14 protein-coding genes, 1 tRNA gene and 1 other RNA gene are annotated in these 13455 nt (G+C 64.7%); 13 read left to right on the top strand and 3 right to left on the bottom strand.

Annotated features, from left to right (window positions below; genetic code table 11):
- Positions 1-6 precede the first annotated feature (6 nt).
- On the bottom strand, positions 7-906 hold the full coding sequence (gene nudC / locus GGQ98_RS09420; protein ID WP_184068531.1) for an NAD(+) diphosphatase: 900 nt from the start codon (positions 904-906) through the stop codon (positions 7-9).
- Between the two features lie 236 nt (positions 907-1142).
- Between nudC and ffs the strand changes: the two genes are divergently transcribed.
- The 3 genes from ffs to GGQ98_RS09435 all read left to right on the top strand — a co-directional run bounded on the left by ffs (position 1143) and on the right by GGQ98_RS09435 (position 3252).
- An RNA gene (ffs, locus tag GGQ98_RS09425) (signal recognition particle sRNA small type) lies at positions 1143-1240 on the top strand.
- Between the two features lie 63 nt (positions 1241-1303).
- Positions 1304-2932 (top strand): DNA polymerase III subunit gamma/tau, encoded by a 1629-nt coding sequence (locus tag GGQ98_RS09430; protein ID WP_184068534.1) that lies wholly within the window; start codon positions 1304-1306, stop codon positions 2930-2932.
- Positions 2929-3252 carry a YbaB/EbfC family nucleoid-associated protein gene (locus GGQ98_RS09435; protein ID WP_121049349.1) on the top strand — a complete coding sequence of 108 codons (324 nt, stop codon included), beginning with the start codon at positions 2929-2931 and terminating at the stop codon, positions 3250-3252. Before GGQ98_RS09430 ends, GGQ98_RS09435 begins: the two co-directional genes overlap by 4 nt.
- Here GGQ98_RS09435 and GGQ98_RS09440 read toward each other — a convergent pair.
- Positions 3236-3835: a TetR/AcrR family transcriptional regulator gene (locus tag GGQ98_RS09440; protein ID WP_184068537.1), complete on the bottom strand. Its 600-nt coding sequence runs from the start codon at positions 3833-3835 to the stop codon at positions 3236-3238. The two genes, GGQ98_RS09435 and GGQ98_RS09440, sit on opposite strands and share 17 nt — an antisense overlap.
- 42 nt (positions 3836-3877) lie before the next feature.
- Here GGQ98_RS09440 and GGQ98_RS09445 point away from each other — a divergent pair, with 42 nt between their 5' ends.
- On the top strand, positions 3878-4735 hold the full coding sequence (locus tag GGQ98_RS09445) for a metal-dependent hydrolase (RefSeq protein WP_184068540.1): 858 nt from the start codon (positions 3878-3880) through the stop codon (positions 4733-4735).
- Here GGQ98_RS09445 and cutA read toward each other — a convergent pair.
- Complete coding sequence (gene cutA / locus GGQ98_RS09450; RefSeq protein WP_184068543.1) at positions 4732-5052, bottom strand: divalent-cation tolerance protein CutA; 321 nt, start codon at positions 5050-5052, stop codon at positions 4732-4734. The two genes, GGQ98_RS09445 and cutA, sit on opposite strands and share 4 nt — an antisense overlap.
- 131 nt (positions 5053-5183) lie before the next feature.
- Between cutA and GGQ98_RS09455 the strand changes: the two genes are divergently transcribed.
- From GGQ98_RS09455 to clpX, 9 genes are all read left to right on the top strand, one after another.
- The gene (locus GGQ98_RS09455) at positions 5184-5579 is read left to right on the top strand and encodes a MerC domain-containing protein (protein WP_243451795.1); all 396 of its coding nucleotides are present in this window, start codon (positions 5184-5186) and stop codon (positions 5577-5579) included.
- A gap of 7 nt (positions 5580-5586) precedes the next feature.
- Positions 5587-6048 (top strand): Fur family transcriptional regulator, encoded by a 462-nt coding sequence (locus GGQ98_RS09460; RefSeq protein WP_184068546.1) that lies wholly within the window; start codon positions 5587-5589, stop codon positions 6046-6048.
- A 70-nt stretch (positions 6049-6118) separates the two neighbouring features.
- A complete protein-coding gene (dxs, locus tag GGQ98_RS09465) occupies positions 6119-8044 on the top strand; it encodes a 1-deoxy-D-xylulose-5-phosphate synthase (protein ID WP_184068549.1) in 1926 nt (641 codons plus the stop codon).
- Between the two features lie 2 nt (positions 8045-8046).
- Positions 8047-8454 carry a hypothetical protein gene (locus GGQ98_RS09470; RefSeq protein WP_184068552.1) on the top strand — a complete coding sequence of 136 codons (408 nt, stop codon included), beginning with the start codon at positions 8047-8049 and terminating at the stop codon, positions 8452-8454.
- Complete coding sequence (locus GGQ98_RS09475; protein ID WP_184068555.1) at positions 8435-9175, top strand: TlyA family RNA methyltransferase; 741 nt, start codon at positions 8435-8437, stop codon at positions 9173-9175. Before GGQ98_RS09470 ends, GGQ98_RS09475 begins: the two co-directional genes overlap by 20 nt.
- Positions 9176-9354: 179 nt before the next feature.
- Positions 9355-9439, top strand: a tRNA-Leu gene (locus GGQ98_RS09480).
- Between the two features lie 47 nt (positions 9440-9486).
- The gene (gene tig, locus GGQ98_RS09485) at positions 9487-11070 is read left to right on the top strand and encodes a trigger factor (RefSeq protein ID WP_184068558.1); all 1584 of its coding nucleotides are present in this window, start codon (positions 9487-9489) and stop codon (positions 11068-11070) included.
- Between the two features lie 138 nt (positions 11071-11208).
- Positions 11209-11850: an ATP-dependent Clp endopeptidase proteolytic subunit ClpP gene (gene clpP / locus GGQ98_RS09490; RefSeq protein WP_184068561.1), complete on the top strand. Its 642-nt coding sequence runs from the start codon at positions 11209-11211 to the stop codon at positions 11848-11850.
- A gap of 148 nt (positions 11851-11998) precedes the next feature.
- Positions 11999-13276 (top strand): ATP-dependent Clp protease ATP-binding subunit ClpX, encoded by a 1278-nt coding sequence (gene clpX / locus GGQ98_RS09495; RefSeq protein ID WP_184068564.1) that lies wholly within the window; start codon positions 11999-12001, stop codon positions 13274-13276.
- Positions 13277-13455 lie beyond the last annotated feature (179 nt).

The following is a 13455-nucleotide window of genomic DNA, read 5'->3' on the forward strand; positions in this document are numbered from 1 at the left end:
ACCGCTTCACCCCGTCGCCGCCACCCACGTTTCCAGCAGCGTCCTTGCAATCGCCAGCGGCGGCGGCACGGTGAAGCTGCCGTTTCCGGCGAGCGCGGCGACGCATTCGTCGCGCGTCACCCAGCGCACCTCCTCCATTTCCACCTCGTCGATGCTGATTTCGGTGGAGAGCGCCTCGGCGAAGCAGCCGATCATCAGGCTGGAGGGGAAGGGCCACGGCTGGCTCGCCACATAGGCCACGCGCCCGGCGATGATGCCCGCTTCCTCGCGGATTTCGCGGCGCACGGCGTCTTCGAAGCACTCGCCCGCCTCGACGAACCCGGCGAGCGCGGAGAGCGAGCCCTTGGGAAAGCGCGGCTGGCGGCCGAGCAGAACGCGGTCGCCGTCGATGGCGAGCATGATGACCACAGGGTCGGTACGCGGGAAATGCTCGGCGCCGCAGCCGGAGCAGTTGCGCCCGTAGCCCGCCTTCACCATCTCCGTCGGCGCGCCGCAATTGGCGCAGAAGCCGTGGCGCTGGTGCCAGTCGATCAGCGAGCGCGCCTGCGCGATGATCGCCGCGCGGCCATCGTCCATCAGCATCGCGGCGCGGCGCGCATCGACCGCCGTGCCCGGCAGCCCCTCGGCGCTTCCCGCCACGGCGAAGCGCGGGCTGCCGTCCTCAAGGCCGAGATAAACCTCGGTCGCAGCCTCCGGCACTTCGGACCGGCGCAGCCACGCAATCTCCGGTCTGTCCTCGTCGATCAGCGGATTGAGCCCATCGAGCACCATCCACCGCGCGCCGGGATGCACCCGCGCCGCCCAAAGCGTCTCCGGGCTGCGCTGAATGCGGTCGTCCCGCTCGATGGGGGAGCCGATGAGGCCGGTGTGGGCGAGGGGGAAGCGGGGATCGAAGAGGCTGGTCATCGCGGGAGGTCAAAGCACGGTGGGTGGCATGGTGCAACCGGGGAGTGTGTGACGACTTTTTGCGGAACTGGGCGGAAAGGCGACTTCGCTTTGTTCGGAGCCACACTTATCGTCATACCGGCGCAGGCCGGTATCCATAACCAAAGCGCGTATGGATACCGGCCTTCGCCGGTAAGACGAGCGGGGAGGTGTGGCCACCCACCCTTGCTTTCCCCATCCCCCCGCGCCATATGCGCGCCGGGAGTCGGGCGGACGGGCGCGTCGCCAACCCGGTCAGGTCCGGAAGGAAGCAGCCGTAACGATTTTCGCACGGGTCGTTCCGGCTCCCACCCTCAATCGACATCGCCAGACCTAAGCGGCCTTGCGCCCCTGCCGCCCAGCGGCCACTTTGCGCGCGATGTCTGAACTGATTCCCGAACCCTACCGCGTCCTCGCGCGCAAATACCGTCCGCAGGGCTTCGATACGCTCATCGGGCAGGATGCGATGGTGAAGACGCTGGCGAACGCCATCGCCGGCGACCGGCTTGCCCACGCCTTCCTGCTCACCGGCGTGCGCGGGGTTGGCAAGACCTCGACCGCGCGGCTGCTCGCGAAGTCCTTGAATTGCATCGGGCCGGACGGGCAGGGCGGGGCGACGATCAGCCCCTGCAACGTCTGCGAGCCGTGCGTGGCCATCTCCGAATCGCGCTACATCGACGTGATAGAGATGGACGCCGCCTCCCGCACGGGCGTCGACGACGTGCGCGAGATCATCGAGGCGGCGCGCTATGCGGCGGTGTCGGCGCGCTACAAGATATACATCATCGACGAAGTCCACATGCTGTCGCGCAACGCCTTCAATGCGCTTTTGAAGACGCTGGAGGAGCCGCCGAGCCACGTGAAGTTCATCTTCGCGACGACGGAAATCCAGAAGGTGCCGGTGACGGTGCTGTCGCGCTGCCAGCGCTTCGATCTGAAACGCATCCCGACCGAGCTTCTCGCGTCGCACTTCGGCGGCATCACCGCGAAGGAAGGCGCCGAGATCGAGGACGAGGCGCTGCAGTTGATCGCGCGCGCTGCCGAAGGCTCGGTGCGCGACGGTCTCTCGATCCTCGATCAGGCGCTCGCGCACGGCCACGGCAAGGTGATCGCGCAGGACGTGCGCGACATGCTCGGGCTTTCGGACCGCAGCCGCACGCGCGAGCTGCTGGCCGCGCTGATCGGCGGCGACGGCAAGGCCGCGCTCGACAATCTCGCCGCGCAGTACGCGCTCGGCACCAGCCCCGATGCGCTGTTCGAGGCGCTGCTCGAACTCGTCCACGGCGTTACCCGCGCGCAGGTGACGGGCACGCCCGACGCGGCGATGTCCGAAGAGGAACGCACCGCCGTTTCGGACTGGGCGGGGAGCCTCGGCGCGCCGGTCCTGCACCGGCTCTGGCAGCTTCTGCTCAAGGGGCTTTCCGAAATCCGCAGCGCGCCGATGCCGATGCAGGCGGCCGAAATGGCGCTGCTGCGCATCATCCACGCCTCCACGCTGCCGGATCCGGGCGACCTCGTGCGCCGTCTGCTCGCCGAGCCGCGCGGGGAGGGGAGCGCGCCGCCCGCGCCCACCGAACTGCGTCCGCCGCCGGCATCCGCGCCATCGGCGTTCAAGGCAGCGCCGCGCGACTTCAAGGCGTTCGTGAAAATGTTCGAGGACGGGCACGAATCGGTGCTCGAAACCATCCTCCACGATCGCTGCCAGCTGCTGCGCTATGCGCCGCCGACGATCGAGCTGAACGCCGGGGATGCGCCCGCCGATTTCGCCTCGCGGCTCGGCGCGTGCCTGAAGGAATGGACCGGCGAGCGCTGGACGGTGACGCTCACCACCTCGCCCGGAACGCCGAGCCTGAAGGCGCAGGCCGAGGCCGAAGCGGCGGCGAAGCGTGCGCGCGTGATGGCCGATCCGGCGGTGCGCGCCGTGTTCGAGGTCTTCCCCGACGCCGAACTCGTCGACTATGAGATCGGCGATCCATCCGAAACCGAATCATCAAGGAGCGCGCAGTGAAAAACCTTCAGGACATCATGAAGGCCGCGCAGAACGTGCAGGAAGAGCTGCAGAAGGCGCAGGCCAAGCTCGATACCATCGAAGTGATGGGCACAGCCGGCGGCGGCCTCGTGAACGTGCGCGCCAGCGCCAAGGGCCGCATCATCAAGATCGACATCGATCCGTCGCTGCTCGTGCCGGACGACAAGGAAATGCTCGAAGACCTGCTCGCCGCCGCGTTCAACGACGCGCGCGCCAAGGCGGACGCGGCCTCCAACGAGGAAATGCAGAAGATGCAGTCGGCGCTGCCGCTGCCGCCGGGCTTCAAGCTCCCGTTTTAGTATCCCGCTGCGCCGCGATCGACGCGCGGAGCTGCGCCGCCGCAATTTCGCGCGCGGTTTCGCGGGGCAGGCCGAGCGCGGCCGCCATCGGCCCGCCGAGCAGCGCGTTGCCGAGCGCGGTCAGCACCAGCGCCAGCGTCTGCTCCTGGATCGGCGCGTCGGCGGTGTCGTGGCCTTCGCCGAGCTTGTCGACGAGGCGGTGGATCGCCTCCAGGATCGGATTGAGCGCGTCCTCGTTCCCGGAAAGCACCATCCAGCTCGCAAGCGCGCCGCCGCCGCGATCGAACGCGTCGAAGGTCAGGTCCACGACCTCGCGCGGGTCGCTGCCTTCGGCGCGGGCGCGCAGCACCGCCTCGCCGATCTGCGCCGTCACCGACTCCGCGAGCGATGCGATCAGCGCCTTTTGCAGCCCCGCCGCCGACCCGAAATGATGCAGCAGGTTCGCGTGCGTGCGGCCGATACGGCCCGCCACGGCCTTCAGCGTCACCGCCTGCGGCCCCGCCTCGATCAGCAGTTCGCGCGCGGCTTGAATCGCAGCGGCGCGACTGTCTTCAGGGTTCAGTCTTTTGCGCTGTATTGACATTTGTGTAAGTAAAGCCCATTCTGTGCGCTGAGGAGCACTGCAATGACCCGTGAAAAAACGCCTGCGGATCTGACCATTACCCCCCGTGACCGACGCTTCGGGCGCGGCATGAGGCAGGATCGGTGGTGGATGCGCGGCGATCCGATTGCAACGGCTTTCTACAATGCGCTCTCCGTCACCTTCCCGCGCGGCGAGGCGTTCTTCGTGGAAAGCGTGCGCGGTTTTCGCGACGGCGTGCCGCCCAAGCTGGAGCGCGAGATCAATGCGTTCATCAAGCAGGAGGTGATGCACAGCCGCGAGCACGTGTCGTTCAACAAGCGCGTCGCGGAGGCCGGCTACGAGATCGGCCACCTTGAAGACGTGGTCATCGAATCGCTCGAACTGACGAAGGACCGCCCGCAGATCCTGAACCTCGCCGTCACGATGGCGCTTGAACACTATACCGCGATCATGGCGCAGCGGATGCTCGGCGACATCGATTACTGGAAGGGCGCCGACCCCCAGCTCGTCGCGATGTGGAAGTGGCATGCGATCGAGGAGATCGAGCACAAGGGCGTCGCCTACGACACCTGGCTGCACGCCACGCGGGACTGGTCGCGCTGGAAGCGCTGGAAGGTCAAGGCGATCATGATGCTGCTCGTCAGCAAGGAATTCTGGAAGAAGCGCTTCCAGGGGATGCTCTACCTTTTGAAGCAGGACGGCATTGAAGGGCCCGGCGCATGGGCGCGCATCCTGTGGTTCTGGTTCGGCAGGCCCGGCGTGGTGCGCAGGCTGATCCCGGCGTGGAGCGCATTTTTCCTGCCCGGCTTCCACCCGTGGAACCACGACGACCGCAAGCTCATCGCACTCGCCGACAGCGATTATGCCGATGCGGTGATGCCGGGGGCGGTCGCGGCCTAACGCACCTGCGCGCGCACCCACTGCACATAGGCTGCCGGGGCGTGCTCGATCGGCCAGACGGTGACGGCCGGGTTCTCGTAGCCGTGCACTTCGGCGAGCCGTTTCGCCAGAATCTCGGCGCAGCCCGCCGTGGTCTTGAACAGCGCGGCGACCTCGTTTGCCTCCTCCACCTTGCCCTGCCAGCGATAGATGGAAAGCGCGGGGCCGAGCACGTTGATGCATGCGGCGAGGCGTTCCTCCACCATCTGGCGGCCGATGCGCGCCGCGTTTTCTGCCGAAGCGAAGGTGACGTAAACGCTGACGATGCCGCTGCTCATGCCGGTTCCACCCGAAGACTCAATCCGTTGCCGCTTTGGATAGCGGATGCGCGTTGACGTTCCGTTTCCGGGAATGGTCAACGGCTTTAAGGGCTTGCGCATGTGATAATGTTACATTATATCCCCGCGCCATGCAGAACCGCTTCAACATGTGGATCGACAGGTCCGCGATCGGCCTTTCCGGGCTCTGCCTTCTGCATTGCCTCGCAACGACGCTTGTGATCGCGCTGTTGTCGGTCGGCACGACGGGTTTTTTCCAGCACGACATCCACAAGATGGGCCTGGCGCTTGCGATTCCGCTTGCCGTCGTCGGTCTCGGGCGCGGCGTTTACCGGCACCGGCGGTGGAGCGTGATCGCGCTCGGCGCGCTCGGCATCGGTTTCATGGCGGTCGCGCTGACGATGGGGCACGGCAATGCCGAACTCGGTTTCACCGTGATCGGCGCGGTGTTCGTGGCGTGGGCGCACTGGCTCAACATCCGGTGCCTGCACGGCGGAACTTGCCGCGAAGGGTGCGGATGCCCATAATCGGGGCATGGCGACGAAGCACAAACATCATGAACCGCACGGCGAAAGCCTGATATCGGCCGCCGCGCGGACGCTGACGGCCGCAGGCGAGCAGTGGACGGACATGCGGGCAAGCGTTTTCGAGGCGCTTGCGCAGTTCGATCGGCCGGTTTCGGCTTACGACGTCGCCGATTCGGTTTCGAAAGCGCGCGACAAGCGCGTCGCCGCCAACAGCATATACCGCATCCTCGACCTGTTCGTGACGACGAACCTGGCCAAGCGCGTCGAATCGAAGAACGCCTATATCGTCAACGCGCACCCTGATTGTGTCCACGACTGTATCTTCCTTGTTTGCGACACCTGCGGGAACACGACCCACCTCGACGATGATTCGCTGAGCGAGAGTGTTCGCGAGCGGGCCCGCCGGGCGGGTTTCAAACCCGTCCAGCCCGTGCTGGAAGTCCGCGGAACGTGCGCCGGCTGCGTCTGATCCCCGCAGCGCAATCGACAAGACCGCGCTGCAAGGTTAAGAAACGGAGACATTCCACTTGGGGGATTCCTTGACCAATTCGCCGAACACGCCGCTGCTCGACACGGTCAAAGACCCGGCAGACCTTAGAAAACTGGCGCCTTCGCAGCTCCGGCAGCTTGCAGACGACGTGCGCGCAGAGATGATCGACGCGGTCAGCCAGACAGGCGGCCACCTCGGCGCCGGGCTCGGTGTCGTGGAACTCACCGTGGCGCTCCACTATGTGTTCGATACCCCGCGCGACCGGCTGATCTGGGACGTCGGCCATCAGGCCTATCCGCACAAGATCCTCACCGGACGCCGCGATCGCATGCGCACGATCCGGCAGGGCGGCGGGCTTTCGGGCTTCACCAGGCGCGGGGAGAGCGAATACGATCCCTTCGGCGCGGCGCACAGCTCCACCTCCATTTCCGCAGCGCTCGGCTTCGCGGTCGCCAACACGCTCTCGGGCGCGCCGGGCAAGGCGATCGCGGTCATCGGCGACGGGGCGATGTCTGCGGGCATGGCCTACGAGGCGATGAACAATGCGGAGGCCGCGGGCAACCGCCTCATCGTCATCCTCAACGACAACGATATGTCGATCGCGCCGCCCGTGGGCGGGCTTTCCGCCTATCTCGCGCGGCTCATTTCCAGCCGCGAGTTCCTGGGCCTTCGCGATCTTGCCAAGCGTCTCGCGCGGAAGATGCCGCGCCCGCTGCACTCGGGGCTGCGCAAGGCCGACGAGTTCGCGCGCGGCATGGCGACGGGCGGCACATTGTTCGAGGAACTGGGCTTCTACTATGTGGGGCCGGTTGACGGACACAACCTCGATCACCTGCTCCCCGTTCTGGAAAACGTGCGCGACGCGGCGGAAGGTCCGTGCCTGATCCACGTCGTCACCAAGAAGGGCAAGGGCTACGCGCCTGCGGAAGCCTCGGCGGACAAGTATCACGGCGTCACCAAGTTCGATGTCATCACCGGCGCGATGGCGCCAGCCAAATCCGGCCCGCCGAGCTACACGGGCGTGTTCGCCAAGGCGTTGATGGCCGAGGCCGAGCGCGACGACAAGATCGTCGCGATCACGGCGGCGATGCCTTCGGGCACCGGGCTCGACAAGTTCCAGCAAAAATTCCCGAAGCGCAGCTTCGACGTCGGTATCGCGGAGCAGCACGCCGTCACCTTTGCGGCGGGCCTTGCGGCGCAGGGCTACCGGCCGTTCTGCGCGATCTACTCGACCTTCCTGCAGCGCGCCTACGATCAGGTCGTGCATGACGTGGCGATTCAGAACCTGCCGGTGCGTTTCGCCATCGACCGGGCCGGGCTGGTGGGTGCGGACGGCAGCACGCATGCAGGCTCGTTCGATGTCACGTATCTCGCGACTCTGCCCAACATGGTGGTCATGGCGGCGGCGGACGAGGTGGAACTCGTCCACATGGTGCACACGGCGGCGCTCCATGATTCCGGCCCGATCGCGTTCCGCTATCCGCGCGGAAACGGCATCGGCCTCGCGCTTCCCGAAACCCCCGAGCGGCTGGAGATCGGCAAGGGCCGCGTGGTCCGCGAAGGCCGCAAGGTCGCGATCCTGACGCTCGGCACACGCCTCGGCGAAGCGCTGAAGGCCGCGGACGAACTCGATGCCAAGGGGCTGTCGACCACGGTCGCCGACCTCCGCTTCGCCAAGCCGCTGGATGAGGCACTGATCCGCAAACTCGCTGCGACACACGATGTGGTGGTGACCGTGGAGGAAGGCGCCATCGGCGGCCTCGGCGCGCATGTCCTGACGATGGCGTCCGACACCGGCCTGCTCGATGCAGGCCTCAAGATCCGTACCATGCGCCTGCCCGATGTGTTTCAGGAACAGGACAGCCCCGAAAAGCAGTATGCCGAGGCGGGCCTCGACGCGGCAGGCATCGTCAAAACCGTGCTCAGCGCGCTCCGCCACAACAGCACGAACGTGACCGAGGGCGCGCGGGCATAATTTTGGCTAAAGTCGCTTTCGTCGTAGCGGTACTGCTTGTTCTCATGATCGGAGGATCGCTCTGGCTGAATAGTCAGCAGCGTAAATTGGCGAGGGGGCGTACCGGATTCGATAAGAATACATTTTGCGCTTTGGTGGAAGAGCGAGGTGTCGATCAAAGAGTTGCCGCCATCGTTTGGGACGAGCTGGAAGCCTATTGTGCGAAAGGCGTGCTGCCCCACCCGGACGATGATGTGTCGGCATTTTACCATATCGACGACGAAGAGGTTTGCGACATTCTGGAGCGGATTTTCACCGTTTTAAATCTCTCCATTCCTGAAAAGAACTCCCCACTACGGATTCCGGTGTTCAATACCGTTCAGGACATTCTTTTCTTTATAAATCAGCACAATGCCCAAAACCCGCATTGATCAGCTTCTTGTCGCGCGCGGGCTCGTGGAGAGCCGGGCGAAGGCGCAGGCGCTTATCATGGCGGGGGTGGTGTTCGTCGGCGAGCGCAAGGTCGCCAAGGCGGGCGAGACGGTGGCCGAGGATGCAGCCGTGGAGGTGCGCGGAAAGGATCATCCGTGGGTCTCGCGCGGCGGGCTCAAGCTCGAAAAGGGCCTCGACCACTTCGGGATCGATCCGGCGGGGCGCGTCGCGATGGACGTGGGCTCCTCGACCGGCGGCTTCACCGATGTGCTGCTGTCGCGCGGCGCCGTGAAGGTTTACGCGGTCGATGTCGGCACCAACCAGCTTGCGTGGAAGCTGCGGCAGGATCCGCGTGTCGTCGTGCTTGAAAAGACCAATGCGCGCCATCTGACGGCAGAGCAGATACCCGAAGACATCGACATCATCGTTTGCGACGCCAGTTTCATCGGCCTCGCCAAGGTGCTGGAAACGCCGCTGAAATTCGCGGGCGCTGGCGCGCGACTCGTGGCGCTCATCAAGCCGCAGTTCGAAGCGGGGCCGGCGGAGGTGGGGAAGGGCGGCGTCGTTCGCGATCCCGCCACCCATGCCCGTGTCTGCGCCGAGGTCGAGGCGTGGCTCGGTGCACTGCCCGGCTGGCGTGTGCTCGGGATCACCGAAAGCCCGATCAAGGGGCCCGAAGGCAATGTCGAGTTCCTGATCGGTGCGGTGCGGGAGGGGTGACCGGGCCTTTGTGCCTCGTAAAAACGTGCATCATCCCGAGCGACGTCGAGGGACGCACAGCGCCCGTGTCGTTCTCCCGGAGCAGTCGGCGGCATAACTGGCGCCCAAGCCTTGCCACCTTGCGCGCCCGTGCGTATAGACCGCCGCCAAAGCTGCCGGGGTCACCCCTTGGTGGACCTGCGGGCGTGGCGAAACTGGTAGACGCGCCAGATTTAGGTTCTGGTGTCGAAAGACGTGGGGGTTCGAGTCCCTTCGCCCGCACCAGACTTTGAACAGACACTTGGGTTCTTGAACGAAAGCCGACCGACAACATGCAGATTGCCGAGAAGACGAACGAAGGCCTGAAGCGCCAGTACGAAGTGACGATCCCCGCGAAGGATCTCGAATCGCGCATCGACGCCCAGCTCACGCAGGTCTCCGGCCAGATCCGCATGCCCGGCTTCCGCCCCGGCAAGGTTCCGAAGAATCTTGTGAAGAAGATGCATGGCGAGGCGATGCACGGCGAAGCGCTGAACGCCGCCGTTCAGGACGGCGTTCAGAAGCTCATCGCCGACAAGAAGCTGCGTCCCGCGATGCAGCCCGGCGTGGCGCTTGCCGACGATTATGCGCAGGGCAAGGATGTCGTGTTCACGGTCGATCTTGAGGTTCTTCCCGAGATCGCTTCGGTCAACATCGAGGGCATCACGCTCGAAAAGCTCGTCGTCGAGCCGGGCGATGCGGAAATCGAGGACGCGCTCAAGCGCTTCGCCGATCAGCAGAAGCGCTTCGAACCCGCCGCGAAGAGCTACAAGGCCGCGACCGGCGACGTCGTGGTGATGGATTTCGTCGGCAGCGTCGAGGGCGAGGAGTTCGAAGGCGGCAAGGGCGAGGCCATGCAGATCGAGATCGGCTCCGGCCGTCTCATTCCGGGCTTCGAGGACCAGCTTGTCGGCGTGAAGGCGAACGACAAGGTCAAGGTGGAAGTAAACTTCCCCGAAGATTACAATGTTGCCTACCTCAAGGGTAAGCCGGCCGTGTTCGACGTCCTCGTCACCGAGGTGCGTCAGCCGCAGGAAGCTGCGATCGACGATACGCTCGCGACGAACCTCGGCCTCGAGAACCTCGACAAGCTGAAGGAAATCCTGAAGGACCAGATTTCCGCCGAGCTTTCGGGCATGACCCGCACGCACATGAAGCGCAAGCTGCTCGATCACCTCGCCGCGAACCACGATTTCGACGTGCCGCCGACGATGGTGGAGGCCGAATTCGGCCAGATCTGGACGCAGCTGGAGCACGAAGCGAGCCAGGAGAGTGATCCTGCCGCCGCCGTTGCCGAGCTTGAAAAGGACAGGGACGAATATCGCCGCATCGCCGAGCGCCGCGTGCGCCTCGGGCTGCTTCTCTCCGAAATCGGCCAGAAGGAAGGCGTGAACGTCACACAGGCCGAGATGAACCGCCTGATCGGTCAGGAAGCCGCGCGCTATCCGGGCCAGCAGCAGCAGGTCGTGAAGTACTTCCAGGAAAACGCCATGGCCTCCGCGCAGCTTCGCGCGCCGCTCTATGAGGACAAGGTCGTCGATCTGCTCATCGGCAAGGCCGAGCTGACCGAGCGCAGCGTCAGCCGCGAGGAACTGCAGCAGGCGATCGAGGACGACGACGAGACGCCGACTGGCCACGTCCACGGCCCGGGCTGCGGCCACGATCACGATCATTCGGACGGGGAGGGCAAGCCTAAGAAGGCTGCCAAGAAGACGGCGAAGGCGGAAACCGCCGAGCCGAAGGAAGACGCGGTGAAGGCCGAAAAGAAGCCCGCCGCCAAGAAGACGGACGCAAAGGCGGAAGCAACTGAAGCCGATGCGAAACCTGAAAAGAAACCAGCAAAAAAGGCCCCGGCGAAAAAAGCCGCGAAGGCCTGAACCGAGCGAACTGATGCCGGGGGGCGGCCATGCCGGCCCCCGGGCTTCCTTCGCCTCCACTTCGCCCACTTGACAGCGGGCGCCCCTGTGCCGACCTATCCTGCTATCGGAACAGATAAACGCCCGCGAAGGACACTCATGATCGACCCCGTCAGCAGCCTCACGAACGCTCTCGTCCCCATCGTCATCGAGCAGTCGAACCGGGGCGAGCGCAGCTTCGACATCTATTCGCGGCTGCTTCGGGAACGCATCATCTTCGTGACCGGACCGGTTGAGGATCACATGGCGTCGCTCATCACGGCGCAGCTCCTCTTCCTCGAATCGGAAAACCCGAAGAAGGACATCTTCATGTACATCAACTCGCCGGGCGGTGTCGTCACGGCGGGCATGGCGATCCATGATACGATGCAGTACATCCGCCCGCGCGTCGGCACGGTGTGCATCGGTCAAGCCGCTTCGATGGGTGCGTTCCTTCTTGCGGCGGGCGAGCCGGGCATGCGCATCGCGCTCACCAACGCGCGCATCATGGTCCACCAGCCCTCGGGCGGCGCGCAGGGTCAGGCGACCGACATCGAGATCCAGGCGCGCGAAATCCTGCGCATCCGCTCGCGCATGAACGAGCTGATGGCGAAGTACACGAAGCAGGCGGTCGAGAAGATCGAAACGGCAGTCGAGCGCGACAAGTTCATGTCTGCGGACGAGGCGAAGGATTTCGGATTGATCGACGAGGTCTTCGAAACACGCCCGTCGCCGACCGACGCGGAAGCCAAGGCGGCGTGATGCGGGTATCCGCCCGTTCACGTTCCGTTGAACAAGGCGGTGCTATATATTTCGGGAATGTGACCGTATTGTCCATTGAAGCGGCGTGCGTGCGCGCTAGGATGGCAAGCGGCAAAGAAACCGGCGCGGAGGCCGGAAGAGGCGTTTTATGACCAAGCTCAGCGGCGGCGGCGACTCCAAGAATACGCTCTACTGCTCGTTCTGCGGGAAGAGCCAGCACGAGGTCAGGAAGCTGATCGCGGGTCCGACGGTGTTCATCTGCGATGAATGCGTCGAGCTTTGCAACGACATCATCCGCGAAGAAACCAAAGGCGCGCTGGCGAAGAAAAGCGACGGCAGCGTGCCCAGCCCGCGCGAAATCTGCGACGTTCTAGACGATTACGTGATCGGGCAGTCGCAGGCCAAGCGCGTGCTCTCGGTCGCGGTTCACAACCACTACAAGCGGCTCAACAACGGCGCCAAGGGCTCCGAGATCGAGCTGGCGAAGTCGAACATCCTGCTCGTCGGCCCGACCGGCTGCGGCAAGACGCTGCTCGCGCAGACGCTCGCCAAGACCTTCGACGTGCCGTTCACGATGGCGGACGCGACGACGCTCACCGAAGCCGGCTATGTCGGCGAGGACGTCGAGAACATCATCCTGAAGCTGCTGCAGGCGAGCGACTACAACGTCGAGCGCGCGCAGCGCGGCATCGTGTATATCGACGAGATCGACAAGATCAGCCGCAAGGCGGACAACCCCTCGATCACGCGCGACGTTTCGGGCGAGGGCGTCCAGCAGGCCCTCCTGAAGATCATGGAAGGCACCACCGCGAGCGTTCCGCCGCAGGGCGGCCGCAAGCATCCGCAGCAGGAGTTCCTGCAGGTGGATACGACGAACATCCTGTTCATCTGCGGCGGCGCTTTCGCGGGTCTCGAACGCATCATCGCGGACCGCCTGCAGGGCAAGTCGATCGGCTTCGGCGCTTATGTCGCCGCGCCGGATGAACGCCGCACGGGCGAGGTTCTGAAGAACTGCGAGCCGGAAGACCTGCTGAAGTTCGGCCTGATCCCCGAGTTCGTGGGCCGTCTGCCGGTCATCGCGACGCTCGAGGATCTCGACGAAAAGGCGCTGATCCAGATCCTGACCGAGCCGAAGAACGCTCTGGTCAAGCAGTATCAGAAGCTCTTCGAGATGGAGAACGTGAAGCTCACGTTCAGTGAAGACGCGCTGATGGCGATCTCGAAAAAGGCCATCGAACGCAAGACAGGCGCACGCGGCCTCCGCTCGATCATGGAAGGCATCCTGCTGGACACGATGTTCGATCTGCCGAGCTTCGATGATGTTGACGAAGTTCGCATCGATAAGGACGTCGTGATGGGCAGCAAGGAACCTATCAAGGTCTTTGCGAAGAAGGCCAAGGAAAAGGTGTCCGGCGACGCAGCCTGATAGCCAAAAGCGGTGATCTATCTACAAACGGCGGCCTCGGGCCGCCGTTTTTCTTTACCGGCTAAAAAACGACACGCGCTGCCGCGCAGCGCCCCCGGCAGGAAGCGCGAAAGCACCCGCCGCTCTTTTCGTTCACGAAACGAGAATTCACTCCCTCTTCAGTGAAAGCATGTAGTGTC

The organism is Sphingosinicella soli (genome assembly GCF_014199685.1).
Classification (GTDB): domain Bacteria; phylum Pseudomonadota; class Alphaproteobacteria; order Sphingomonadales; family Sphingomonadaceae; genus Sphingosinicella; species Sphingosinicella soli.

Excerpts from the sequence above, each read along its gene's own strand:
- nudC (WP_184068531.1), bottom strand. The coding sequence starts at position 906 with ATGACCAGCCTCTTCGATCCCCGCTTCCCCCTCGCCCACACCGGCCTC.
- GGQ98_RS09430 (WP_184068534.1), top strand. The coding sequence starts at position 1,304 with ATGTCTGAACTGATTCCCGAACCCTACCGCGTCCTCGCGCGCAAATAC.
- GGQ98_RS09440 (WP_184068537.1), bottom strand. The coding sequence starts at position 3,835 with ATGTCAATACAGCGCAAAAGACTGAACCCTGAAGACAGTCGCGCCGCT.
- GGQ98_RS09445 (WP_184068540.1), top strand. The coding sequence starts at position 3,878 with ATGACCCGTGAAAAAACGCCTGCGGATCTGACCATTACCCCCCGTGAC.
- cutA (WP_184068543.1), bottom strand. The coding sequence starts at position 5,052 with ATGAGCAGCGGCATCGTCAGCGTTTACGTCACCTTCGCTTCGGCAGAA.
- GGQ98_RS09455 (WP_243451795.1), top strand. The coding sequence starts at position 5,184 with ATGCAGAACCGCTTCAACATGTGGATCGACAGGTCCGCGATCGGCCTT.
- GGQ98_RS09460 (WP_184068546.1), top strand. The coding sequence starts at position 5,587 with ATGGCGACGAAGCACAAACATCATGAACCGCACGGCGAAAGCCTGATA.
- GGQ98_RS09475 (WP_184068555.1), top strand. The coding sequence starts at position 8,435 with ATGCCCAAAACCCGCATTGATCAGCTTCTTGTCGCGCGCGGGCTCGTG.
- tig (WP_184068558.1), top strand. The coding sequence starts at position 9,487 with ATGCAGATTGCCGAGAAGACGAACGAAGGCCTGAAGCGCCAGTACGAA.
- clpP (WP_184068561.1), top strand. The coding sequence starts at position 11,209 with ATGATCGACCCCGTCAGCAGCCTCACGAACGCTCTCGTCCCCATCGTC.
- clpX (WP_184068564.1), top strand. The coding sequence starts at position 11,999 with ATGACCAAGCTCAGCGGCGGCGGCGACTCCAAGAATACGCTCTACTGC.